The 24,232-nt window shown below is 39.2% G+C and carries 24 protein-coding genes; all 24 read right to left on the bottom strand.

The features are described from left to right. Positions 1–48 precede the first annotated feature (48 nt). The 24 genes from RV15_RS04665 to hydA all read right to left on the bottom strand — a co-directional run bounded on the left by RV15_RS04665 (position 49) and on the right by hydA (position 24,216). On the bottom strand, positions 49–492 hold the full coding sequence (locus RV15_RS04665; RefSeq protein ID WP_071876895.1) for a flavodoxin: 444 nt from the start codon (positions 490–492) through the stop codon (positions 49–51). A 327-nt stretch (positions 493–819) separates the two neighbouring features. Then, a complete protein-coding gene (gene yqeB / locus RV15_RS04670; RefSeq protein ID WP_071876896.1) occupies positions 820–1,650 on the bottom strand; it encodes a selenium-dependent molybdenum cofactor biosynthesis protein YqeB in 831 nt (276 codons plus the stop codon). Beyond that, a complete protein-coding gene (yqeC, locus tag RV15_RS04675) occupies positions 1,638–2,369 on the bottom strand; it encodes a selenium cofactor biosynthesis protein YqeC (RefSeq protein WP_071876897.1) in 732 nt (243 codons plus the stop codon). The genes yqeB and yqeC overlap by 13 nt, the downstream gene beginning before the upstream one ends. Beyond that, positions 2,357–2,614 carry a putative Se/S carrier protein gene (locus RV15_RS04680; RefSeq protein ID WP_071876898.1) on the bottom strand — a complete coding sequence of 86 codons (258 nt, stop codon included), beginning with the start codon at positions 2,612–2,614 and terminating at the stop codon, positions 2,357–2,359. The genes yqeC and RV15_RS04680 overlap by 13 nt, the downstream gene beginning before the upstream one ends. A 15-nt stretch (positions 2,615–2,629) precedes the next feature. Beyond that, the gene (yedF, locus tag RV15_RS04685) at positions 2,630–3,220 is read right to left on the bottom strand and encodes a sulfurtransferase-like selenium metabolism protein YedF (protein ID WP_071876899.1); all 591 of its coding nucleotides are present in this window, start codon (positions 3,218–3,220) and stop codon (positions 2,630–2,632) included. 16 nt (positions 3,221–3,236) lie between these two features. Next, on the bottom strand, positions 3,237–4,259 hold the full coding sequence (gene selD, locus RV15_RS04690) for a selenide, water dikinase SelD (protein WP_071876900.1): 1,023 nt from the start codon (positions 4,257–4,259) through the stop codon (positions 3,237–3,239). Positions 4,260–4,277: 18 nt separating this feature from the next. After that, the gene (gene sclA / locus RV15_RS04695; RefSeq protein ID WP_071876901.1) at positions 4,278–5,426 is read right to left on the bottom strand and encodes a selenocysteine lyase SclA; all 1,149 of its coding nucleotides are present in this window, start codon (positions 5,424–5,426) and stop codon (positions 4,278–4,280) included. After that, positions 5,423–6,034, bottom strand: a complete 612-nt coding sequence (locus tag RV15_RS04700; RefSeq protein ID WP_071876902.1) for an NTP transferase domain-containing protein — start codon at positions 6,032–6,034, stop codon at positions 5,423–5,425. The genes sclA and RV15_RS04700 overlap by 4 nt, the downstream gene beginning before the upstream one ends. Before the next feature lie 125 nt (positions 6,035–6,159). Next, a complete protein-coding gene (gene xdh / locus RV15_RS04705) occupies positions 6,160–8,736 on the bottom strand; it encodes a selenium-dependent xanthine dehydrogenase (protein ID WP_071876903.1) in 2,577 nt (858 codons plus the stop codon). A gap of 85 nt (positions 8,737–8,821) precedes the next feature. Next, positions 8,822–9,586, bottom strand: coding sequence for an acyl-CoA dehydratase activase (locus tag RV15_RS04710; RefSeq protein ID WP_083429103.1), 765 nt, complete (start codon positions 9,584–9,586; stop codon positions 8,822–8,824). Beyond that, on the bottom strand, positions 9,586–10,752 hold the full coding sequence (locus tag RV15_RS04715; RefSeq protein ID WP_071876905.1) for a double-cubane-cluster-containing anaerobic reductase: 1,167 nt from the start codon (positions 10,750–10,752) through the stop codon (positions 9,586–9,588). The genes RV15_RS04710 and RV15_RS04715 overlap by 1 nt, the downstream gene beginning before the upstream one ends. Before the next feature lie 27 nt (positions 10,753–10,779). After that, the gene (locus tag RV15_RS04720) at positions 10,780–11,886 is read right to left on the bottom strand and encodes an ABC transporter substrate-binding protein (protein ID WP_071876906.1); all 1,107 of its coding nucleotides are present in this window, start codon (positions 11,884–11,886) and stop codon (positions 10,780–10,782) included. Next, entirely contained in the window at positions 11,886–12,671 is a 786-nt protein-coding gene (locus RV15_RS04725; RefSeq protein ID WP_071876907.1) for an ABC transporter ATP-binding protein, read from the bottom strand. Before RV15_RS04725 ends, RV15_RS04720 begins: the two co-directional genes overlap by 1 nt. 15 nt (positions 12,672–12,686) lie before the next feature. Then, positions 12,687–13,718 carry a FecCD family ABC transporter permease gene (locus tag RV15_RS04730; protein WP_083429104.1) on the bottom strand — a complete coding sequence of 344 codons (1,032 nt, stop codon included), beginning with the start codon at positions 13,716–13,718 and terminating at the stop codon, positions 12,687–12,689. 27 nt (positions 13,719–13,745) lie between these two features. Next, a complete protein-coding gene (locus tag RV15_RS04735; protein ID WP_071876908.1) occupies positions 13,746–14,762 on the bottom strand; it encodes an XdhC family protein in 1,017 nt (338 codons plus the stop codon). Continuing rightward, positions 14,759–15,145, bottom strand: a complete 387-nt coding sequence (locus tag RV15_RS04740; RefSeq protein ID WP_071876909.1) for a winged helix-turn-helix domain-containing protein — start codon at positions 15,143–15,145, stop codon at positions 14,759–14,761. The genes RV15_RS04735 and RV15_RS04740 overlap by 4 nt, the downstream gene beginning before the upstream one ends. A gap of 50 nt (positions 15,146–15,195) precedes the next feature. After that, on the bottom strand, positions 15,196–15,783 hold the full coding sequence (locus RV15_RS04745; RefSeq protein WP_071876910.1) for a nucleoside-triphosphatase: 588 nt from the start codon (positions 15,781–15,783) through the stop codon (positions 15,196–15,198). Positions 15,784–15,888: 105 nt separating this feature from the next. Continuing rightward, complete coding sequence (locus RV15_RS04750) at positions 15,889–17,208, bottom strand: nucleobase:cation symporter-2 family protein (RefSeq protein ID WP_071876911.1); 1,320 nt, start codon at positions 17,206–17,208, stop codon at positions 15,889–15,891. 99 nt (positions 17,209–17,307) lie between these two features. Continuing rightward, positions 17,308–17,688, bottom strand: coding sequence for a RidA family protein (locus RV15_RS04755; protein WP_071876912.1), 381 nt, complete (start codon positions 17,686–17,688; stop codon positions 17,308–17,310). A 30-nt stretch (positions 17,689–17,718) separates the two neighbouring features. After that, on the bottom strand, positions 17,719–18,657 hold the full coding sequence (gene arcC / locus RV15_RS04760; protein WP_071876913.1) for a carbamate kinase: 939 nt from the start codon (positions 18,655–18,657) through the stop codon (positions 17,719–17,721). Positions 18,658–18,968: 311 nt separating this feature from the next. After that, a complete protein-coding gene (ygeW, locus tag RV15_RS04765) occupies positions 18,969–20,162 on the bottom strand; it encodes a knotted carbamoyltransferase YgeW (RefSeq protein ID WP_071876914.1) in 1,194 nt (397 codons plus the stop codon). 102 nt (positions 20,163–20,264) lie between these two features. Beyond that, complete coding sequence (locus RV15_RS04770; RefSeq protein ID WP_071876915.1) at positions 20,265–21,581, bottom strand: YgeY family selenium metabolism-linked hydrolase; 1,317 nt, start codon at positions 21,579–21,581, stop codon at positions 20,265–20,267. Between the two features lie 5 nt (positions 21,582–21,586). Then, entirely contained in the window at positions 21,587–22,780 is a 1,194-nt protein-coding gene (dpaL, locus tag RV15_RS04775; RefSeq protein ID WP_071876916.1) for a diaminopropionate ammonia-lyase, read from the bottom strand. Positions 22,781–22,833: 53 nt separating this feature from the next. Next, on the bottom strand, positions 22,834–24,216 hold the full coding sequence (gene hydA / locus RV15_RS04780) for a dihydropyrimidinase (protein ID WP_071876917.1): 1,383 nt from the start codon (positions 24,214–24,216) through the stop codon (positions 22,834–22,836). Positions 24,217–24,232 lie beyond the last annotated feature (16 nt).

The raw sequence follows: 24,232 nt of genomic DNA on the forward strand, positions 1-24,232 counted from the left end.
GAATGAATTCATTTATTCATTCCTTCCTTCACATGAATTAAGTTTATTTTACAGATCTGCTGTTAATTCTTTGACAAATTTTTTCAGTGCTTCGATATCTTCATCTTCGGCATTGTTTTCAATTTCAACCGTTTCAGCAACTTTTTTTGCACCAGTTTTTTCTAAAGCAGCAACAAAATCATGCGCTGATTTGCAGAATAAATCGCCATATTCTCGATCGCCGGAACCGACCACGCCAAAAATTTTACCAGCTAATTCTTTTTCTTCTAATTCATCATAAAAATCTTCAAACTCAAACGGTAGCTCCCCGTCACCATAGGTATAAGTAGCAATAATACATGCGTCCGCGTCATCAAAAAAGTCAACATCCACTTCCAAACATTCTTCTCTTTCAACATCAAAGCCTGCTTCTTGAACAGAGCTTTCTAAAATTTCTGAAATCTCCTCAGTGTTCCCTGTCATACTTGCATAAACGATTTTAACTAGTGCCATATTTACTCATCCTCTCATCTGTTTTATAAAATATTTCAAAGTATAAAAAGATAGACTGTAACGTCTTTCATCTACTTTATACTTAATATCCATAATGTTATGTAACGATAATAATTACCAAGATACGACTTCAAATTACCTTTTTCACATATTACCAACCATTATAAAAACGCTTTCTTTTTTTAGAACAGAAAACAATCAAAACTTCACTTACACTATAACATAATTGCCTTACCTAAAACAATAATTTTTAGGTAAAAAAAATATTTTTTAGCAATAAATTCTTATTTGAGAATAATTTTATCTAACAAACAGATATTTTCGAATTTAGAACAGATTTTTTTCACGACCTAGCCAAAGAACAGCCTCTAAAACAGAGCCTCCTAAAGCCCGAGCTTTATCTGAAATCGTAAAACAATCAACTTGCTCCTTAGGCCGTGGATCAACGTCTGCGCACTTCAAGCCCTTTTGACAGTCAACCTTATCAGACAGTAGTCCTCTCAAAACCCCTTCTAATGGAGACCGGACTGCTGTTTGTCCAACGTAAAAAAGCGTCTCCCCTTTATAGACAGCATCCCCGATTTTTTTTACGTGCCTCACTTTGCCAGTTGTGGGAGAATGGATCACTCGTTCTGAACTTTTCCCGCCGATCTCTCCTGGTATTCCAGTATTAGGCAGTGCACTTCCTTCAAAATATAAGCGCCCCAAATGATGCCCTCTCATCGTTTCGATTACAACATTTACATCATCTGGAGCTGAAAAACCTGGTCCTAAAGCAATCGTAATAGGAGCCATTTCTTTTTTTGTGCCTATATTTCTTTTTGCTAAAATGGCATCGACAAGAACGATCGGCTTTAACTCTCTTAAAGAGCTGGCTTTAGCGTCAATCAACAGTGGAACTTGATTATTACGCCAACACTCACTGCACTCTGATGCAGAGGAAGCTAAAATGGCTTTTATATCTTCAACCTGCTGCGTTTTTTGGAAAACAGCTGTGCATAGCGCTACTGTACGTCGGATTGCCAGTGGTTTAGCCGTCTCCAGAATAACAACTTTAAATCCTGCATGAACTAATTTTTGAATAACTCCTGTAGCTAAATCACCACCTCCGCGTACTGCAATGATTGTGTCGGAAATTGGTTGTTTTACTTTTCCCATAAGATTATTCCTTCCTCAGATTGAATGTTACAGGCAATGACTTTACTTAGACGCTTTAATAGCATCATTGGAAGTAACGACAGGATTTTTTTTGCTTGTATCAATTGATCTGGCGTTTCAACTTGGTTGATACATAACACTCTTTGACCATGACTTTTAGACCATAATCCTGTAGGACTAGCAATAATTTCAGCTAAGGTTGCTTCTGTGATAAGCTCCCCTTCGTTTGCACCAGTTGCCCGTAAGAAAAGCTCAAGACGATGAATTGTCCTTCGATCAATCGGTCGCCCCAAAACAGATATCGGTACCAATCCAATTGTAACTGTTGTTTCTGGTACAATCACCGGTTCAAATGTTTCCCAGCCTTTTAAAGGTAATTGTTTAGATCCGTCTGCTTCTAAAAATACTTTATCGAAACGCTGACAAGCTGCTTGAAAGTCAGTAAGTGGTAGCGAACTCAACTTATAACCTTCCGCCGTGACTTTTCCTGCTAAGGTGATCCCCACGCCATCTTTACCCAAATCAGAAAAGTAATCACTATAAAAAAAATCATAGAGACACTCATTAGAACGACCTATTTTCGTTGTTGTACTGACTAAAACTTTCTTATTACGATAACAGTTAGCTAGATACCACATCAAGCTTGTTTTTCCACCACTGCCGATCAGTGAAATGACCTGTCGTCCTTGTAAGTCAAAACAATTGCTCAAGGTTTCCATCGCGTATACGTCCTTTCATGGTTGACTCTGTCGATTTCAAAAATGCCTTCAACCGGTAGATTCGCCTCGCTTAAGTGTTTTCGTCCATCAATAAAGTCTGGTGCAGCTATTCTTAAACAAATTCCACAAAAGTCGCCCAAACTAGTTGGCAACGGCATCACTGACACTGGAATCTTATTTTTGATCAAAATTTTTTCACTATGGATCGCGTAATGCGTATTTTGAAACGTCAAAAGATATTCCATTTGATCACCTCATTTTTAAACATTGATCACCTTTTTAGCTTGCGCCATTACTTCTGTGATGCCGTACATATTAGTGATTTCGCCAATAGCCAGCGTTTCTTTGATTTGGTAAAAGTCCAAACAAGCACCACAAGTGCTGATCTGGGTTCCTTTTTCTGTCAAGACTTGTAAATCTTTTAAAACGGTAGATGCTTGACTCGTCAAAAATGCCCCACCGTTAAAAAACAAGAGGTGTTCAGGCGGTGTATCCAGTTCGGTTAAAGAATAAATATAGCTTTTCAGCAGTATTTCCCCTAATTCAGGATCACCGTTTCCCATCGTTTTTTGTCCAAAAGCAATAACTAATTCATTGTTCTTAAGGTTTGTTTTCGTTTGCTCTAGATCCTTAGGCACATCAATGGTTACTGTAAATCGATCATTTTCTAACAGATTCGTGATTGTATCCAAACCTAAGCCAACAGCCATTTTTTGAATATTTTTCACGGATACTTCATTGTCGACAACTATTTCTACAGTTCCCCCGGTCTTCTTTATTTCTCGAATCGCCTTTTTTGCTTCGATTACAGGAATTGGACAAGGTTTCCCTAGTGCATTGATCTTTTTCATCACAGCTCCTTCTTTCTCATAAAATAATGATTGATTGATTGAGTTCTTTTTTGCAGACTTCACCGATAATCGTGGCCGCTGGATCATCTTTTTGAATGGCTTTCAGACATTCAGCTGCTGAATTTGGGGCAACACTCAACAATAAGCCTCCGGAGGTCTGCGGGTCGCATAAAATTTCCTGGAAAGCTGGCGTGATAGAGCTCAAATCAACTTTTCCCTCAACAAATTGACGATTTCGTTGGCCAGCAGCCGTTGCTAAAAATTCTTCTGCATAATGATAGACATCCGGTAAAAGTGGCAACTGCTCCGTATCAATGACCAATGTCACCTTTTCATCAGCCATTTCAATAGCATGGACTAATAGACCAAAACCGGTCACATCTGTACAAGCATGAACAGGAAACATTTTCATCTTTTGCGCCGCATATTTATTTAACCGTTCCATTGAAGCAATTGCTGCACTTTCGGCCTCAATAGATGCTAGTCCTCCTCTAAGCGCTGACAAAATCAAGCCCACACCTAATGCTTTTGTGAGAATTAAGACATCTCCTACTTCTGGTGTATTATTATGAATGATCTTTTTCGGATTCACTTGGCCTGCTACCGCTAAACCATACTTTGATTCATGATCATAAATCGAATGACCGCCAGCTAAAGAAGCATGTGCTTCTTTAAGTTTTTCCGCACCGCCGATAAGAATTTCTGAAAGCATTTGTTTTTCTAGTTTCTCTGGAAAACAAACTAAGTTTAAAGCAAATAATACTTCTCCTCCCATCGCGTAGACATCGCTCATAGCATTTGCCGCAGCGATTCTTCCAAATGTACGTGGATCTTCTACCATCGGAGAGAAAAAATCTACTGTAGAAATCAGCGCAAGTTCTTCTGAGAGTTGATACACAGCTGCATCATCAGAAGAATCAAAATCTACTAACAATTTCTCATCTGAAAATTTAGGCAATTCGCTTAACAATCCAGCTAATTCGTTTGGTCCGATTTTGGCTCCGCAGCCACCGGATGTACATTGTGATAAAAAGTCCATTGACGTTCTCCTTTGTATCTATTCTGAAAAAATTTCACCTAACGCATTCAATGTATAATCAATTTCTTCAATCGTCGTATTCCAACCAAAGCTAAAACGAACTGCACCACTCTTTAGTGTTCCCGCTGTTTGATGTGCCAACGGTGAACAATGAAGCCCAGATCTGGTAATGATTTGGTAGCGTTCAAATAATAGTTGGGAAAGCTCGCCGGAATCAATCGTAGGGGCTGTGATTGAAACAACTGGTACACTCTGCGCTGGATCTGAGGTTCCTAAAACATTGAGCGGGATTTCTTTGACTCCTGCTAAAAAGCGGGCAGTTAATGTCCGTTCATGAGTTTCTATTTTTTTTAAGCCAATTGCTCTAATTTGCTGGATGGCACTTTTTAAACTCAAGATTCCCAGCATATTTGCTGTTCCTGGCTCAAATTTATCGGGTAAAAAATCAGGTTGTTTAAGCGCTAGCGAAGCACTTCCTGTGCCCCCGCTCAACCACGGATCAATCAGTCTTTCTATATTTTGGGCTAAAACAAATCCGCCAATTCCTGAAAGTCCCATCAGGCCTTTATGCCCTGTGAAAGCTAATACATCGATCGATAGTTCCTCCATATCGATTGGTAGAAAACCAGCTGTCTGTGCACTATCCAAAATCGTAATAATTCCATGCTCCTTAGCTATTTTAAAGCATTCTTTCACAGGTAAAATTGTTCCTAAAACATTTGAGGCATGCGTCATTATCAGTACTTTTGTTTCAGGACGAATGAGAGATTCAATTTGGCTAGGATCAAGACAGCCGTTTTGCTCACAACATAAACGGGTTACTGAAATATTTTTTTCAGTTTCTAACATATAAAGTGGGCGGGCCACAGCGTTATGTTCTACCGCTGTCGTTAATACGTGATCCCCTGTTTTTAATAGACCATTTAACACCATATTCAACGAGGTTGTTGCATTCGGTGTAAAAATAATATGTGCTGGATCCGGCGCTCGAAAAAAATCTGCTAAGGACTGACGAGCCTCAAAAATCAATTCAAGTTCAGCCATATTTTGGGTACCACGATTTGTATTTAAATTATTATTGGCCACTAAATAATTGGTTAAATCTTTGATAGTTGCATCGAATTTATGATTAGAAGTAGCTGCATGATTTAGATAGACTTGTTTCATTTTCTCCTTTCCTTTCTACGCTCGTCTAAGCTTTGGTCAAGTAAACAGAGATATTCTTCTGGTGTGTCGATATCAACTAACCGTTTGGTATCTGGTACTTGAATTTTTCGCCAAGCCTCTGGATGGTTATTTCGAACAGACCGGCCTCCTGCTTTTCCAGTGACTTGCAACAATTCTGAGCGAAATACCTGTCCAAAATAAATTGGACTATAGGGTCTGTCTTTTTGATCCACCGGAAAAACGATCGTCTTCTTAGAATACGCGGAACGAAGATGTTCTAATACTTCTCGATTTAAAAGCGGTTGATCAACGGTCAAATAAAGATAGCCCTCTCCTGAAGCTGCTTTTGTTCCTAACCGGACGCTTGTACTTTGCCCCATGTCTGCTTCAACATTCTGAATGACCTTGAGCGTTTTATCTTGAGGCATCTTGATATTTTGAAGATTCTCTGGTGATATGACTAAGATTCGTTCAAAAAAAGACATTTCCTTTGAAAGCTTCAATACATGTTCTAAGAATGTCTGCCCTTGATAATCAAGGGCAAGTTTATTTGTACCCATTCTAGAAGAACTTCCGGAAGCCATAATAATGGCACTGACTTTCAGCATTTGCAATGCTCCTTTTTTTACAAGATCTTTTCATAATCAATAAAAACGCACCCAATTTTATGTATCAGATGCGTTTCGTTCGCCTTTTGTGAGTCGTTTTCCAAGCACATCACAGAATCAGTTATTTATTTTTTCTTTTTTTGGTAAAACGTATCTTCCATTGGTAAGGTCGGTCTTAATTTTCCATCTAAAGCATAATAAGCACCAGATAAAGCGGGAGCAGTCGGAATCGTTGCCAATTCGCCTACGCCTTTGATACCATATGCCAAGCCATCATGAATATCTTTTGCTTGGACTAAAATCGTTTCGATTGGTGGAACTTGAGTGGCATTTAGTAGTCCTAACGTGGCATATTTTGCCTTAACATAACCTTCTTCCAGCACAAATTTCTCCGTTAAGGCGTAGCCCATTCCCATTACGATCCCGCCTTCGATTTGTCCTTGCGCAGCTTTTGGATTGACTACTTGTCCCATATCGTAGGCGGCAACGAATTTTTCGACTTTCCCTTTGTCATCCAAAATCGCTACCTCAGCTGCATAGCCGTACCCCGCATGACTAACAGGACTCTTTTTATCATTGATCAATGGGTCTGTTTTAGCCGAGTACTCACCATAAAATTCTTGACCTTCCAAATCAGATAAAACTCGGCCCATATCAAGTTCATAACGCAATTGCATGGCAGCTCTTCTAGTTGCTTCCCCTGTGAATAATGATTGGCGGGAGGCTGTTGTCGTACCTGAATCTGGTGTTCGGCGCGTATCTGGTGCTTCTGCTATGATCATTTCTGGTGGTAAATCTAACGTTTCACAGGCTACTTGAGTCGTAACAGTCGCCATTCCTTGGCCAATACAAGCCGCACTAGTTCTTACATGGACCTTCCCTTCTTCCACAGAAACAATACAACGACCTACATCGGATAAACCAACGCCGATTCCGCTATTTTTGAAGAAACAGGAAATACCCGCAATTTCGGCATTCTCATAAACATCTTTGACTGCCAGTAATGTCTCTTTCAGCGCTGCATTTTTAGAAACTAGCTGACCATTTGGCAGTGAATCTCCATGTCCAACAGCATTCTTGTAACGTATATCCCATTGTGATATTCCAACCTTTTCTGCCAATAAATTAAGGTTATTTTCAATCGCAAAAGCTGTTTGACACACCCCAAAGCCACGGAATGCTCCTGCTGGCGGATTATTCGTATACACGGCAAAGCCTTCGACATCAATATGCTGATATTTATAGGGGCCCGCTGCATGGGTACACGCCCGTTGCAACACAGGTCCGCCTAAAGAGGCGTATGCGCCAGTATCAGCATATATCACAGCTTTCATTGCAGTTAAATTTCCTTCAGTATCACAACCTGTAGTAAAATCCATTTCCATCCCATGACGTTTTGGATGAACCATTAAGCTTTCTTGTCGGCTTAGCAAGACCTTGACTGGTTTTTGCAAACACCATGCTGCAAGTGATGCATGATGCTGAACACTCATGTCTTCTTTTCCACCAAAGCCACCACCAACTAATTTAGCTTGAACATGCACCTGCTCTTTTTCTACGCCTAACATACGAGCTACTTCGCGTTGCTCATCATAGATGCTTTGACCAGCACTATAAAGAAGGATTCCCTTTTCACCTTCTGGCATAGCAATCGCACATTCTGGTTCCATGAAAGCGTGCTCATTAATTGGCACTGAATAATGTTGGGTTACCACATATTTCGATGCAGCTAATTCTTCATCAGCATTTCCTCGAACAAGATGCTCATGAGATAAAATATTGCCTTTTTCATGGATCAATGATGCATTTTGCGCCAATGCTTCTTCACAGGTAGTCATTGGAACAAGCTCTTCATAAGTGATTTCCACTAATTCTTTGATTTCTCCCAATGCTTCTTTTTCTTTTGAAACGACTAATACGATCGCATCTCCAACGTAACGAGTGATTTCACCTTCTGGAATCAGAACATCCCAATCTGAAATAAACTCTAAATGACCAATCTTATTGTTTCCAGGCACATCTTTAGCTGTCAGTACGGCAACACATTCAGGATGTTCTAGTGCTTTACTCGTATCGATTTTTAAGACTTTAGCTCTTGGATATTCACTACGAACAGCAGACGCATGAAGCATCCCTTCAACTGTAATATCGTCGACATATAATCCTGTTCCCAATGTTTTCTCAACCGCATCGACTCTTTTTAAGTCTTCACCTAATCTTCCATTTGAGCGTTCATCTGGAATGCTCAATTCTTCACGAATCATTTTAGCGACTAACTGAATCGCTTCCACAATTTTTACATACCCTGTACAGCGGCAAATATTGCCACGAATCGCTTTTCGGACCTCTTCGTCACTAGGCTCCTCTTTTTTGTTGAGTAATCCTTGCGCTGAAATTACGATGCCGGGGATACAATAACCGCATTGAACGGCTCCAGTTTTAGCAAAAGCATAAGCATACACATCTTTTTGACGCTGACTTAGACCTTCGATCGTCACAACTTCTTTGCCTTCCAACTTTTCTAGATTAAATAAACACGCTTTGGAAGCCCTTCCATTTATTAACACTGAACAAGCGCCACATGAACCTTGGTTACAGCCATCTTTGGTTCCAGTCAAGTTTAGATCCTCACGGAGAAAATCCATTAACTTCTTATTTGTATCGCAGGTTTCCATCTTTCCATTTACTACTAATGAATACATTTTTCTTTACACCTCAATTTCTGTCATAATTATAGCTTTTAATCACTATGATTATACCATAAATTTACGGTCTAAAAATTATTTTTTAGCAAAAAAAGTTTTTTTGTTGCATTCCGATCAAAGCAGCACCAATCGCACCAGCATATTGAGAAAGTTCTTGATCATAGTATACTTCTTTTTTAGTATATTCAGCAACTAGTTCTGTCACTTTTTTGCTGTGAGATAAACCTCCTGAAAAAAAGATTGGGCCTTGTTCCGGGTTGATTTGTCTATGTTGATTACTGATCCGAGCAGCAATCGAATGGAGGACTCCTAAAGCAATATCTTCTCTTTTTTCTCCTCTGCCGATCAAACTAATCACTTCTGATTCTGCAAATACAGTACACATGCTATTGATTTTTATAGGTTCAGCTGACGCAACGAAAGAATCGATGTGTTCAATTTCTTCACCTAATGTTCGCATCAACACTTCCACAAATCGACCAGTTCCTGCAGCACATTTGTCGTTCATATTAAAGTCTAAGACATGTCCTTTGGTATCCATCCTGATTACTTTGCTATCTTGTCCACCGATATCGATCACATTTTGAATCCCCTCACTCAGATATGCCGCACCCTTAGCATGGCAAGTGATTTCAGTTACTGCTTTATCAGCATTTAATAGCTTACGACCGTATCCTGTCGCAACAACTTGATATTGTTTATTTTCGTCTAATTCAGTGATGACTTGTTCAGCTGCTCGTATGGGATCACCTGAGGTTGATACCAAACATTTTTTTACAAGTTTGTTTTGCGCAAACAAAACGCCTTTTGTTGTCGTTGATCCACTATCAAGACCAATCACATTCATTAGCATCGATCCTCCAACATTTCTATAAATGCTGTCACTCGTGTATTGATTTGTTCGATATCAGCGGTAGAATAATCGGTCTCTAAATATAAATAAGAAACATTTTTTTCAGTTTGGCAGAATCGTCTCACTTTTAACGCTTCGATTGAATAGGGATGACAAGATTGCAATACCATATCTAAGACGCCGTCCACCTGATAGTCATCGATCATTTGGTTCAATAAATCAAATCGACTTGTATTATTAGACATGCAGGCGCAACCAATATCGATATATTTTTCAGCCAAAGCTTCATAAACATCTTTATTTTCTTCATCAACTAATCGTTCAACAGCCTTGGCAACTGTGCAATTTTCAAAACCAACGATCGTTCCACCATTTTCTTCGATAGCACGGATAACTTTTTCAGTCACACCGCCCATCGGTGAGCCTGTGATCAAAATTCTAGGTTTGCCATCTGATTGATGCTTTTCGGGATAGTGTTCTAGGATTGTTTCAGTTGTTTGATCTAGTTTTTTGATTAGACTTGTCTTATCAAACGTATAATTTGCGCCATAGATCACCTTAAAAATCTCTGAGCCTTCAATTGCTGGCGGATTTAATTTGCCTAGTCCGTAAAAGTTTTTTCTAGCCGTACGTTCTTTATTTTTAAGACGGATTGCGGATTGGATTTTCTCTGCTGTAATCGTTACGCCAAGAAAATCTTCTAATTTTTCTTTGAAACGAAAGATTTCATCTTTCCACAATTCAAAGGCGGCAGCTGAATTTCGTGCATTAGGTAAATTCATTAAATAAAGTGGTTTGAATTCTTCCATGTACTCGTACATTTTTTTCTTGCCGTCACAGGTCGTTTCGCCTACCACTAAATCGGAAAAATAAAAGAACGGACACTTATCTGTTTTGCCAAAACCATAACTGGATTTGATCAATGGACAAAGATTTCTAGGTAAGTCTTCTTCAGCAGCTGAGATTGTTTCATCCGATGTAGAACAAAGACTGATTTGGACTGCATCAGCGGCCAACACAATTTCTTCTGGCATAAACGTACAATAAACACCCACGACTGGAATGCCTTGTTCTTTTAGTTCTTTGACTTTGATAAATCCCTGACGTCTAGCATCATCAAACTCGACAAAAATTTCTGGTAGCTCTGTCCTAATTTCCATACAATACCTCCCTAAAGTCTTTTACACCTACTGTGCATTCGTAAGGATTGTTTTAACTTGTTCCGAAGTTGGCTCGACATGGTAAAATAATGCATAAAATTCTTTGATCTGCTCTTCGATATTGATTTGGTAATGCTCTGGATAAATCAATTGTCCCAACCATTCTATGCCTATCATTCGGTTTACAGATGGGGGCGAACCCATAAAATTATAAGGGGCTGTCGGTACCTGGTAAACCTTACCTGATTTGACAGCAGTCAATTCTTGCCAGGATGCATCTGAATTGATCAATTCATACACATCTTTTGAATCAGCTATAATATAATCTGGTTGCCACTGAATCAGTTGTTCCATCGATATTACTGTCCCGCCACCTTTTGAAACAATATCTACATCCACAGCAGCATTTTTTGCACCCACTTCATCAAGTACCTGAGCATGAAATGAACCTGCTGCATTGGTATTCAATCCGGCATTTCCAGAAGCGTAATACACCGTTTTTTGCTCTGATTCTTTCAGTGACGAGCGTGCTTGAGCTGCTTGTTTTAAAACAGTTTCGCAATACTTACTGAGTGTTGCTGCTTCTTTTTTATTTCCTAGAAGTTCACCGAGCTTTTGATAAGTTTCCGGCATACTTTTTAGGTTTGCTTCGATAAAAATTGTTGGAATATTGATTTGATCTTGCAAGTTGTCCATATCTTCTTTGACCGTTTTTTTCACTTCACCGATATCAATGATCACATCTGGTTCGGCTGCACTCAATGCTTCCATATTTAGACTGGCATTTTTTCCATAAAACTGACCAAATTCTGGTAATGATTGATATTTTTTATCAATGAATTCTTTTGCTTCAGTTGAAAACGGGCTAGCTAAACCAACTAATAAATCTGGTGAATTTGTATACAGTACGATTTGTGCTAGTGGACCTGATGGTGCAATTTTTTTGATTTTTGCGGGTATCACGACTTCTCGATCAGCAGAATCTACAAAAACGTGTGTCTCTTTTGATTCTACTTTTTCAGTACTCACAATTGACTCTGTTTTTTCGGCTTCATTTGTGTTCTTCGTTGAGCAGCCTATCAACATTAGAACTGCTATACTTAATACAAGAAGCCATCTAGATTTCTTTTTCATTAATGTACATCCTTTCTATTTTTTGTCGGCAAACAAATTTTCTGTTCACACTGTGTTAATTTATGGACTGTAATTGGCACCTGATAAATAGATTCTAATTGCTGACTCGTCAGGATTTCTTCTGGTCGGCCTTGATTTGTCAGCTGACCAGCTTGTAAAATCATTACATAATCAGCGTATTGGAGTGCATGATTTGGATCATGAGTTGACTGAACAATCAAAAAGCCCTCCGCTGCTAGTTTACGGATCATTTCTAACACCATGATTTGATTACCGTAATCCAAATTAGCGCATGGCTCATCCATAATAATGATTCGACTTTGCTGGGCAACTGAACGGGCGATGATTACTAGCTGTTGTTCTCCACCACTGATTTGCGAATAAATTCGATTTCTTAAATGAGTAATACGCAATGTTGCTAGTGCTGCATCGGCTAAATCATTTTCAGCTTGACTAGGTTGCTGGTAAGGTTTAAGCCGTGCAGTTGTGCCCATCAGCACCATTTCGAAAACAGTAAAATGAAATACTCCTCTTTGTTTTTGCGGAATATACGAAATGAGCTGGGAAAGTTCATTTCGAGCACAAGCTTGAATTGATCGATCGTTGATTTTAATACATCCAGCGCTAGGCTGTAAAATTCTTAGCAAGCATTTAAATAAGGTGCTTTTGCCTACACCATTTTTTCCTAGTAAACAAACCGATTGACCGTAGCTTAGTTTAAATGAAATATTCTGCAGTATTGGTCGTTGCTTATAAGCAAACCCTAGATTTACTACTTCTAACATAGGAATCCCTCCAACTCATGATCTCACCGAACGATTATTTTTCGCGATCAGCAATAAAAAAATCGGTGCGCCAATAAACGATGTCAATATCCCGATTGGTATTTCACTTGTAGCTAGCATCCGGGAAAAATCATCTACAATCAGTAAAAAAGTGCCGCCTAGTAACGCTGTAACAGGAATACTGTAACGATAATCATTACCAATCAACATTCTAGAAAAATGAGGTACTACTAGTCCCACCCAACCAATCAAGCCACTGACAGAGACCGCACTTGCTGTGATCAAGGTTGCCGCTAGAATCAAAATCACTCTTAAAATACGACTATTTACGCCTAAGCTCAACGCTTCCTCTTCACCTAAAGAAATAATATTCAAACGCCAACGTAACAAAAAAATTGGAACCATCCCTACTAAGATCAATGGTGCTGCAAACTGAACATTCTGTATTTTGATTGAAGCAAGACTCCCCATCAGCCAATAAGTGATTGCCGGTAATGTATTGGTCGGATCACCGACTAACTTTAAAAACGAAACGGCTGAAGAGAAAAGCGAACCGATCATCATACCGATCAAAACCATATTCAATACAGAATCGGTTCGTAAAAATCTACTCACTAAAAGAACTGCAGCCACTGCTAGCAAGCCAAAAACAAAAGACAATGAAATGACTTGTTCATAGGTGAAAGAAAAAAATAACCCGATTGCTGCACCAAAAGCTGCACCTTGTGAAGCTCCTAGAATATCCTGAGAAATCATTGGATTTTGAAATAACGCTTGATAGGTTGCACCAGCTACCGAAATCCCTCCGCCAATCACTACCGCCATGATAATTCTAGGAAAGCGAATCTTAAACAAAATCGTTTCAACCTGACTACTCCACGTTTGCTCAAGTGGAATGACTTTATTTCCAACTGCCCGAAAAAAATCAGTTACTGAGATTGAAAATTTTCCTAAAAAAAACGACAGGCTAAGCACAACTAAAAAAAGTAGTAGTGATCCCCAAATAACGATTTTTTTCTGATTGACGTTTGACAGCTTATTTTTCACTGAAATCACTCCTATTTTTGAGCAATTTTACTTTGCGGATTCTGCTCGTTTTTCAATTAATTCTCCTGCAACACTAATAGCGAGTTCAGCTGGAGTTTCTGCTTTTATTTTTAACCCGATTGGCATGTTTAAACGCTCGATTTCCTTCATTGAAAAGCCGCTTTCTTTTAGTCGGCTAATTTGGACCGCAATCTTTCTTCTACTCCCCATCACACCGATATAGTGTGCTTTTGTTTTCAATAATTGTTTTGACAGTTCAAAATCAAATTGATGTCCGCGCGTCATTACAATCGCATAATCTACTTCTGTTATTTGAATCGACGCTTCAATATTTCCCAAATCTATAACCATTCGCTGATCGGCCTCTGGAAAAACAGCTTCTGTTAAAAGTTGTTCACGATCGTCTAGAACAACACAATAAAAGTCCAATGTTTTTAAAATTGGAACTAACGCTTGTGCAACATGACCTGCCCCAAAGACAAAAACTTTCCCCCTTTGCAGTAAAGATTCGATCAAATAAACTTGGCTATTGACTGTTACTATTGAGACCCCTTGATTGAAAGGTTCTTCTTGCAGCTCAGTTGCTACTCGTCCTACTAAACCTGTCTCTAAACTATAGAAACCAATGGCGTTAGATTTTCCTCCATTTAGTTCAGTGATCAGCCAACATTGCTGATTACTTTCAAAATGCCGTCTAATTTCTACACAAATATCAGAAATAACTGGATCTAGCCAAGAACAGTATTGAAAATAAAGCGCAACATTTCCTCCGCAAATCATGCCCAAATCTGCCACATCATTTGGCGCTAAAACGAATTTTTCACTCTTTGAGAGCTTATTTTCCAATACCTCTTGCGCAATTTCCTCTGCTCGAAATTCGACTGCCCCCCCACCAATCGTTCCTTCCAAGCGACCTGTCTTAGCAATTAACATCCGCGCACCCGCACCTCTTGGCGTCGAACCCGAACTTGCAGTGACGGTCACTAAAACTGTATCTTCCTTTTGCTCGATTGCTTCCTTTAATCGCAGAAAAAGTTCTTTCATCCTCTTTCCTCCATCTCCTTTGTTTCTGGATTCAGCTCATCACAAAAAATTTCCGCAAAATATTGATTCGTGATTTGATAAGTCTTTTTTTGAAAAAGCAGAAATTTTGCGGTTAAACGTTTCCCATGAATCGTTACGGTTGAGCCTCCTCCATTACTGCCGCCGACACTTTTATCGATCAAAGGATACCCTAGCTCCTCTTCGGCTTTTTTGATCATTCGCCAAGCTTTGTTATACGACATTTTCATTTGTTTAGCTGCTGTATTCAGCGAACCCGTTTGGGAAATTCGCTGGAGCAGTTCGACCACACCAGGTCCAAAAAAAATTCGACTCGTTCGTAATTTTAAATTAAGTGTATAATCAAAAGCTTTTTGTTCCTCCATTCCCTAACCTCCTTCGTTATACTTGAAAAAGATAACGGCAATCAAAAAAATTAATTGTTAAGAAAACCGCTCAACTGCTTTTGGACCACTTGAAAATTATTGCCGTTTAACGTGACAATCTGTCCTTTGTCTTTACAGATTTCTTGTTTTAATGCGACTCTTTGCCAATCAATTTCCAGTTTTTCTCTCATCTGTTGTTTTTGTCTTTGATAATTCGCTTCTGATTTAAAGACACCAATAATTTTCTTGGGTTGTCGCATCACTGCCAATAGCGCTTCTCTAAAAGATTTTGCTAATAGTTCTACTCCGCCGATTTCATCCAATAAAATAATCTCTGCTGCACTTAATTGGGCTTCCTTTAATAGCTCAAGACCAAACGTTTCAAATACTTTGAGGTTCCTAGTTCGTTTTCCATTTTCAGTTTGAATGAAGCAATGCTCTGGTACCTCCTGCAGATCTGGCTGATCTTCAAGCAACTCTTTTGCTTCTCTCAGTTCAAAGCCTACGATTTCTCCCTGATCATTTATCTGCCGTTTGACATAAAAACCGCTGACTGAAAAATTTCCGGCTAAAATTACTTCTTTCAATAAGGTCGACTTTCCAATCAATTTATCCCCTTCTAAAAAAAACTTTGTCATCGTCTATGTTCCTTTACTTAATCGATTTCTAAAAAACAATGCAAAAGACAAATCAATTTTATTCATTTATCTTTTGCATCTTTTTTAAAAAGATATTCTTTCTCGTTATTCGATTGCCAGTTGTTTTTCTTCTTTAAGTACCACATTCAAAATAACTGCAACAATCGTCGTCAAAATGACTTCTGAATTTCCAAAAATGGTTGTTACCCAAGGTGGAAAGCCACTCAAACAGCCTACCGACAATGTCACGCCGATACCAAAAGCCAAAGCAATTCCTACAACACCAGTATTTCTAGGCGTTAATTCTTGTGTTGATATCATCCGGACCCCAGTCATCGAAATCGAGGCAAACACCGAAACTGTTGCACCACCGATTACTGCATATGGGATTGTTGTCAAAATCGAGGCAACTTTTGGAACAAAACCTGCGATTAGTAAAATAACTGAGGCGAAAACCATAACATATTTATTGATTACCCTAGTTACGGTAACGAGTCCTACATTTTGACCAAAAGTAGCAACTGGTACTGAACCGAAAAAGCTACCAATAAAATTAGTTAGTCCGCTTCCCATGATTCCCCCAGAAAGTTCTTTATCTGTTGGTTCCCGATCCATCGCACCGACAGTTGTTGCAGTAAATTGACCAATTGCTTGAACCGCATCAACAATAAACATCACTACTAAGGTCAAAATCGGAACAATTTGAAAATCCAAACCAAAATAAAACGGCGTGATCACCTGAAATACGGATGCCTCTTTGACTGGAGTAAAATTGACCATTCCTAAAACTAAAGAAACGATATAACCAATGATCATCCCATTTAGAATAGACGACAATTTAAGAAAGCCTTTTGAAAAATAATTAAAATAAAATACCACGCCAAAAGTCAACAACGCTACTAACCAGTTCTGTGCTGAACCAAAATCTGAACTTCCAGCTCCTCCTGCCATGTATTTAATTGCCACAGGAAACAGTGATAAGCCAATACTCAAGATGACTGTTCCCGTAACAAGTGGCGGAAATAAGATACGGATTTTTTTTATTGATAACCCGACAATAATCACTAAAATACTCCCGACTAACTGAGCCCCAAAAATCGCTGCGATTCCAAAATCTCCCCCAATTGCCATTAAAATCGGGACATAGGCAAAACTTGCACCCATCATGACTGGTAACCTTGACCCGACTTTACCAAAAATCGGAAAAAGTTGAATAAACGTTGCTACGGCAGAAAAAATCAGTGACGTTTGAATCATGATCGTCGTGTCACTTGAGCTTAGATTACAAACTTTCGCAATCATGATTCCTGGTGTAACGATTCCTACCACTGCTGCTACTACGTGCTGTAAGCCCATTGGAAGGGCTTCTTTGATCGATAACTTGGCATCATACTCAAACAATGCCTTTTCTTCTTTTTCACTCATAGGCAAGTTTCCTTCTTCACTTTTTATTTTAAAAAGGACTGCACTTATCCGAGTCTTAAAATCCGCAACCCTTTTCTTTGATCAGAAATTATTCAAAAATTAATTTTTGACTGCGATTGCTTCTATTTCAAAAAGTCCACTCTTAGGTAATTCGCATACCTCTACGCAAGAACGAGCGGGAAGAACATTTGCGAAATATTTTCCATAAATATCATTAATTTTAGCGAAATCAGACATGTTTTTTAAAAAGACTGTTGTCTTTACAACATGGTCATACGTCATACCCGTTTCTTTTAGAATTGCTCCTAAGTTGATCAAGGCTTGTTCTGCTTGTTGTTCAACTGTTTCTTGCATTTCTCCACTCGCTGGATCCAATCCTAATTGACCAGAGATGTATTGGGTTTGTCCAGCTAAAACTGAATGGGAATAAGGCCCTACAGCGGCTGGAGCATTTGCTGAATTGATCATTTGGTTTGTCATCGACTCACTCCTTCACTTACTTCTTTTAAGTTATTGCTCAATGATCGTTCCCGTTTTCCCGACGATACCGTCTTTGGCTTTTTCTAATAATGTGATCAGTGTTTTACGACCTGGTTTTGATTCAGCAAATTGGATTGCTGCTTCAACTTTCGGCAACATTGAACCTGGTGCAAACTGACCAGCTGCTGCATGTTTCTTCATTTCAGCCGTTGACACTTGGCTCAATTCTTTTTGCGTTGGTTTTCCAAAGTCGACACAGACTTTTTCGACTGCTGTTAAGATAATCAGCAAATCGGCATCGACCATTTCAGCTAATAGTTCACTACAGAAATCTTTATCGATAACAGCTGCGATTCCGCTTAAATGATTGCCTTCTTTCACTACTGGAATTCCGCCGCCACCGCAAGCAATCACCGTTTGCCCTGAATCGATCAGAGTCGTGATCGTTTTTATTTCAACAATTTCTTTTGGTTTTGGCGATGCTACAACTTGGCGATAACCACGCCCAGAGTCTTCAACAACGCTAACCTGTTTTTCTTTTACAAGTTGGTCCGCTTCTGCTTTAGACATAAAGCGTCCGATTGGTTTAGCTGGATGATCAAACGCTGGATCTTTTGGATCAACAGCGACTTGAGTGATCACGGTACCAACAGGTTGATTTAAATTGCGGCTCAGTAGTTCTTCTCTTAATGCATTTTGTAAATCATAGCCAATGTAGCTTTGACTCATCGCCACACAAACCGACAATGGAATCGTTGGATATTTCGCTGGATCACTTAATGAAAGTTCTTCCATTGCTAATTGAATCATACCGACTTGAGGACCGTTTCCATGAGACAAAATAACTTCATAGCCTGCTTCAATCAAATCTGCAATGGCTTTTGATGTTTCTTTGACTGCGGTCATTTGTTCTGTTAAATTATCGCCTAGCGCATTTCCGCCAAGAGCGACCACCACTCGCTTTACCATTCAGCGATTCACCTCATTTCAATTTTATCGTTATTTTTATTTATTGATTATTTTAAAAGTAAGATGCTTTCTCTCAATAAATCACATCGATGATCGTTAAGTAAACCCTGTACTTTGCATGAAGTGGTCAGAATCTGTGGACAGCAGATTCTTTTAAGTCAGCGTTATTCTTAACTGATAGTATTTATAAATGGACTTGGAAAGGTCTTATTATCATTTCTAGTTTTTGAAAAGAGAACACATTATTTTATTTACAGCTATCATCATCAATAGAAAAAGCATCTCACTTCATGCCAGTGATTGATTGTTACTTATTTTACTTCTCTAGGTGTCGCTTTTTTTTCAAGCTCTTTTAACGTTGTTTGCGGACTCTTCACTTTACTCAAGAAAATCATTGCCGCAATGATATATGGTTTGTAGCTTGCTTCTTTGTATAGTTCCACACGGTAACGATCAAAGACAGAGGCTTCAACTTCACCTTCTTCACAACTTACGCCTGTGATATCGGCAGGTAAGCAGTGCATGTACAAGGCTTTTCCATCTTTCGTTGTTTTCATCAATTCTTCTGTACATTCCCAATCTTTGTGGTTGGTATTTTGAGCGAGCAATTCTTTTTCTAACTTATCAATACCGGCTTGGTCACCTTCACCGTATAATTGTGTCCGTTTTTCCATTGCGGCAAACGGTGCCCAGCTCTTAGGATACACAACATCCGCATCTTTAAAGGCTTCAGCCATACTGTTTGTTTTGGTAAATGAGCCACCAGCTTCAGCTGCATTTTTCTTCGCTACTTCTTCAACTTCTGGCATGATTTCATAACCTTCTGGATGCGCTAAGACAACATCCATACCTAGACGTGTCATTAATCCAACAATTCCTTGCGGTACTGACAATGGTTTCCCATAAGAGGGTGAATAAGCCCACGTCATCGCGACTTTTTTGCCTTTTAAGTTTTCGACTCCACCAAATTCATGGATCAGATGCAGTGCATCGGCCATTGCTTGAGTAGGGTGATCGATATCACATTGTAAGTTGACTAATGTTGGGCGTTGTTCTAACACACCATCTTTATGTCCTTCTTGCACAGACTCTGATACTTCGCGCATATATGTGTTTCCTTTACCAATATACATATCATCACGAATTCCGATAATATCTGCCATAAATGAAATCATGTTCGCTGTTTCACGAACGGTTTCACCATGAGAAATTTGGCTTTTTCCTTCATCTAGATCTTGTACTTCTAAACCTAAAAGGTTACAAGCAGAAGCAAAGCTAAAACGAGTTCTTGTAGAGTTATCACGGAATAATGAAATCCCTAAACCACTATCAAAAATTTTCGTTGAAATATTATTTTCACGTAAATAACGTAACGTATCAGCAACAGTGAAGACTGCCTCTAATTCATCACGTGTTTTTTCCCATGTTAAGAAAAAGTCGTTTTCATACATTTTATCAAATTCTAATTTGTCCAATTTTGCAATATAGTCGTTAAAAGTTTCCATGTCATTTCTCCTCTATATGAATAATACGATAGCCGATATTCTAACGTCCTTTACTCATCAGAATATCGGTTCGTTTTTCCCATGTATTTTTTTCAATGCTGATTAGTTATTTTCGCAATAGACAGTTGGTAATGCAGCATAGACTGCGGCACAACGAACTAAATCATCTTTCCATGTTTTTTCATTTGGCGCATGCGCTTGTGCTTCAGCACCTGGTCCAAAGCCAATACAAGGAATACCGTTACGTCCCATGATCGATACACCATTTGTTGAGAAGGTCCATTTATCTAATAGAGGACGAGCTTTACGCATATCAATCGTTTCTTTTGAGCCTTCACGTTCTTCGCCGTAAAGATTTCTATGTGTTTCCATCAAGGCTTTCGTCACGCCATGTTCTTCTGGGATCACCCAAGTTGGGAAGTAACATTCGATTGGATAAGTTAAACCTGTATATGATGGACGGTCATAGTCATACATTGAAACGACTACATCTTCCCCATATTTTTTAACTGCTGGTAGATTACGGATCTCATCTAAACAACTTTCCCATGTTTCACCAGCAGTCATACGACGGTCTAACGACACAGTACAACCATCTGCTACCGCACAACGGCTTGGTGATGAATGGAAAATTTGTGAAGCTGTAACTGTTCCTTTTCCTAAGAAACGTGCTTCTTTCCATTCAGGGTTATATTTTTCATCAAGCATGCGTACAAGGCCTCTGATTACAGTACTTTCAGTATCCCCATTATTGTTTAACGCACGCACATCTTGTAAAATGTCGGCCATTTTATAAATCGCATTATCCCCACGTTCAGGAGCTGATCCATGACAAGATACCCCTTTGACTTCAACTTTGATTTCCATACGACCACGTTGACCACGATAGATTCCACCATCTGTTGGTTCAGTTGAAACCACAAATTCTGGGCGGATACCATCTTCTTTGATGATATATTGCCAGCATAGACCATCACAATCTTCTTCCTGTACAGTAACAGTTACTAATGCTGTATATTTTTCATTTAATAAGCCTAAATCTTTCATGATTTTCGCACCGTAAACAGCTGAAACGATCCCGCCTTCTTGGTCAGAGGTACCACGTCCGCCAATTTCTGTATCTGTTTCATAGCCATCATAAGGATCAAATTCCCAGTTACTCATTTCACCGATACCCACTGTATCCATATGACCATCAAAGGCGATCAATTTTTTACCCGTTCCCATGTATCCTAGTAAATTTCCTTGAGGATCTACTTCAATTTTGTCAAAACCTAATTTTGTCATTTCGGCTTTAGCACGATCCATTTTTGCGCCTTCTTCAGCACTTTCTCCTGGAATTTTGACTAAATCACGTAAAAACTTGATCATGTCCTCTCTATAACCTTCTGCTGCTTCGTTAATTGCTTTGAAATCCATTTATATTACCTCCATAAGATTTTTTTATAGTTATCTGGATCTGTGTCGCCTTCTGTTGAGAACATTAGGACGCTTGAATTTTCATCAAGCTCTAGTGCCTCACGTAACTCTTTGTATTCATGATCTTGCATAGCAGTTGCAACTAAGCCCATTGCGACTGCTCCTGATTCACCTGAAATCACTTGAGGGTCACCTTTTAATGGTGCTCCAAGCATTCTCATCCCTTTTTCTGAAACCCAGTCAGGTGCTGAAACAAAGACTGCAGTGTGATTTTCTAAAATATCAAATGAAATCGTGTTTGGTTCACCACAAGCTAAACCTGCCATGATTGTTTGAAGATCCCCTTCAACAAAACGAATCTTGCCATCTTTTTCAATCGCTGATTTATATAGACAATCCGCTACCTGTGCTTCGACAACGACCATTTTAGGCGGGTTATCAGGGTAAAGATTAGCAAAATAACCAACAACAGCTCCCGCTAAGCTCCCGACACCAGCTTGAACAAAAACATGTGTGGGACGCTGATTCCCAGCTTCTTCTAATTGTTTAGAAGCTTCTAGCGCCATCGTTCCATAACCTTGCATGATCCATGTTGGAATTTTTTCATAGCCGTCCCACGCAGTATCTTGCACCATGACACCGTTTTCAGTTTCTTCAGCCATCTTGTTAGCCATTCGCACACATTCGTCGTAATTGACTTCTTCAATGGTAACTTTTGCGCCTTCTTTTTCAATGTTTTCTTTACGCGTTTGTGTTGAGCCTTTAGGCATCAATACAACTGCTTTTTGCCCTAATTTATTCGCTGCCCAGGCAACTCCACGCCCATGATTTCCATCTGTCGCCGTGAAAAATGTTGCTTGACCAAATTCATTCCGAAGTGTATCGGACGTTAACACATCATAAGTCAAGTCTGCAACATCTTTTCCTATTTTTTCTGCAATATAGTTGGCCATAGCGAATGATCCACCAAGCACTTTAAATGCGTTCAAACCAAAACGATAGGATTCATCTTTGACAAAAAAATCTTTTAGTCCTAAATGCTCAGCCATATTTTTTAATTCAGCTAATGGCGTCTGATTGTATTGAGGGAAACTACGATGAAAAGCTAAGGCTTTTTCGATTGCTTCCTTTGACATCAGTGTTAAATACTGATCATCTGTTTTAGGCATTTCATTTGCCGTCCATTTTATTTTTTCCAAAAAATTTTCCCCTCCATCTTTTTATTTAAATCAACATCGGTTGATTGATTCTGTTAGTGAGTCTTTGAGATTTTTCGGAAAATAAATTTTCCTTGTCTCTCTGCGATAACTTGTCCGTGTTCAACTACTTTTTGACCTCTTAAATAGACGGATCTTGCATGGCCTTTTGTCTGCATGCCATCATAAGGGGTGTAGTCGACATTTTGAAGTTGCGTTGTTGCTGAAATAACCCCCGCCGTATTCGGGTCCCAAATAACGATATCCGCATCACTGTCTACTTGAATGATCCCTTTTTGCGGATACAGTGCAAATTGTTTGGCAATATCTTCTGAAAGTAAGCCGATCATACGCTCTAAACTGATTTTGCCAGTTGTTACCCCGTAGGTATAAATAAGCTCTGGGCGAGTCTCAACACCTGGCATGCCATTTGGAATTTTACTAAAATCGTTTTTTCCAATTGTTTTTTGCTCATTAAAATTGAAACTACAATGATCGGTTGAAATCGTATTGACTTGACCGTTGATCACACCATCCCATAATGCGTCTTGATCACAGATTCTTCGCAATGGCGGTGAGCAGACATATTTTGCCCCTTCAAAACCAGGCCCATCATACAAATGATCATCTAAAACTAAATATTGAGGGCATGTTTCCACATAGACTTTTTGATTGCAAGCTCTTGCTCGTTTGACAGCTTCCAATGACCGCTTTGTGCTTAAATGAACAATATTAACCGGCAAACCAGCTAAATCTGCAATCATTAAGTAGCGTTCTACCGCTTCTGCTTCAACTGAATCTGGTCTGGTCAATGGATGATAATGTGGGGAAAGTTTACCTTCAGCTACAAATTGGGCAATCATTTCATTGACCATATCCCCATTTTCACAATGAACTCCCAGCATCGCTTGATACTTACGAATCTCTCTCATTGCTTCAAAAATTTCAGCATCTTTGGTTCTTAAATTGTCATAAGCCATGTACATTTTAAATGAAGTGATTCCAACATCGATCATTTCTTTGATTTCTGCTTTGATACTAGGATTCCATTCTATGATCGACATATGATAAGTGTAATCACAAGAGCTGTTTCCCTGAGCTAAATGGTCCCAAGCCTTTAGGCAGTCTTGTAAAGAACTGCCTTTACTTGGTGTTGCCATATCGATCACAGTTGTTGTACCTTTGGCAACAGCTGCCTTACTGCCCGTATAAAAATTATCTGCAGTACCCATCGATCCTTTGCCATTATTTAGCTCCAAATGGGTATGAGCATCGATAAATCCTGGTAGTAAAAAGTACCCTGAAACATCTTCCACTGTAGAACCTGCAGCTGTTAAATTTGTACCCATTTCAACGATTTTCTCGCCATCGATTCTTACATCTACTTGACGACGAGCCTTTGCGGAGACGACTGTTCCGCCTTTTAAAAGAATAGACATTTTTTAACCTCCATCA

Source organism: Enterococcus silesiacus, from assembly GCF_001886225.1.
Classification (GTDB): Bacteria; Bacillota; Bacilli; order Lactobacillales; family Enterococcaceae; genus Enterococcus_L; species Enterococcus_L silesiacus.

Bases quoted from the DNA above. Each gene is read 5' to 3' on its own strand.
- sclA (WP_071876901.1), bottom strand. From the start codon at position 5,426: ATGAAACAAGTCTATCTAAATCATGCAGCTACTTCTAATCATAAATTC.
- RV15_RS04770 (WP_071876915.1), bottom strand. From the start codon at position 21,581: ATGGATTTCAAAGCAATTAACGAAGCAGCAGAAGGTTATAGAGAGGAC.
- hydA (WP_071876917.1), bottom strand. From the start codon at position 24,216: ATGTCTATTCTTTTAAAAGGCGGAACAGTCGTCTCCGCAAAGGCTCGT.
- RV15_RS04680 (WP_071876898.1), bottom strand. From the start codon at position 2,614: ATGGAATATCTTTTGACGTTTCAAAATACGCATTACGCGATCCATAGT.
- arcC (WP_071876913.1), bottom strand. From the start codon at position 18,657: ATGGTAAAGCGAGTGGTGGTCGCTCTTGGCGGAAATGCGCTAGGCGAT.
- yqeC (WP_071876897.1), bottom strand. From the start codon at position 2,369: ATGGAAACCTTGAGCAATTGTTTTGACTTACAAGGACGACAGGTCATT.
- RV15_RS04665 (WP_071876895.1), bottom strand. From the start codon at position 492: ATGGCACTAGTTAAAATCGTTTATGCAAGTATGACAGGGAACACTGAG.
- yedF (WP_071876899.1), bottom strand. From the start codon at position 3,220: ATGAAAAAGATCAATGCACTAGGGAAACCTTGTCCAATTCCTGTAATC.
- ygeW (WP_071876914.1), bottom strand. From the start codon at position 20,162: ATGGAAACTTTTAACGACTATATTGCAAAATTGGACAAATTAGAATTT.
- RV15_RS04715 (WP_071876905.1), bottom strand. From the start codon at position 10,752: ATGGAAATTAGGACAGAGCTACCAGAAATTTTTGTCGAGTTTGATGAT.
- RV15_RS04720 (WP_071876906.1), bottom strand. From the start codon at position 11,886: ATGAAAAAGAAATCTAGATGGCTTCTTGTATTAAGTATAGCAGTTCTA.
- RV15_RS04710 (WP_083429103.1), bottom strand. From the start codon at position 9,586: ATGAATGTGATTGGTCTTGATAGTGGATCAACGACAACAAAAGGCGTT.
- RV15_RS04750 (WP_071876911.1), bottom strand. From the start codon at position 17,208: ATGAGTGAAAAAGAAGAAAAGGCATTGTTTGAGTATGATGCCAAGTTA.
- RV15_RS04755 (WP_071876912.1), bottom strand. From the start codon at position 17,688: ATGACAAACCAAATGATCAATTCAGCAAATGCTCCAGCCGCTGTAGGG.
- RV15_RS04700 (WP_071876902.1), bottom strand. From the start codon at position 6,034: ATGCTGAAAGTCAGTGCCATTATTATGGCTTCCGGAAGTTCTTCTAGA.
- RV15_RS04740 (WP_071876909.1), bottom strand. From the start codon at position 15,145: ATGGAGGAACAAAAAGCTTTTGATTATACACTTAATTTAAAATTACGA.
- yqeB (WP_071876896.1), bottom strand. From the start codon at position 1,650: ATGGGAAAAGTAAAACAACCAATTTCCGACACAATCATTGCAGTACGC.
- RV15_RS04745 (WP_071876910.1), bottom strand. From the start codon at position 15,783: ATGACAAAGTTTTTTTTAGAAGGGGATAAATTGATTGGAAAGTCGACC.
- RV15_RS04725 (WP_071876907.1), bottom strand. From the start codon at position 12,671: ATGTTAGAAGTAGTAAATCTAGGGTTTGCTTATAAGCAACGACCAATA.
- xdh (WP_071876903.1), bottom strand. From the start codon at position 8,736: ATGTATTCATTAGTAGTAAATGGAAAGATGGAAACCTGCGATACAAAT.
- RV15_RS04735 (WP_071876908.1), bottom strand. From the start codon at position 14,762: ATGAAAGAACTTTTTCTGCGATTAAAGGAAGCAATCGAGCAAAAGGAA.
- selD (WP_071876900.1), bottom strand. From the start codon at position 4,259: ATGGACTTTTTATCACAATGTACATCCGGTGGCTGCGGAGCCAAAATC.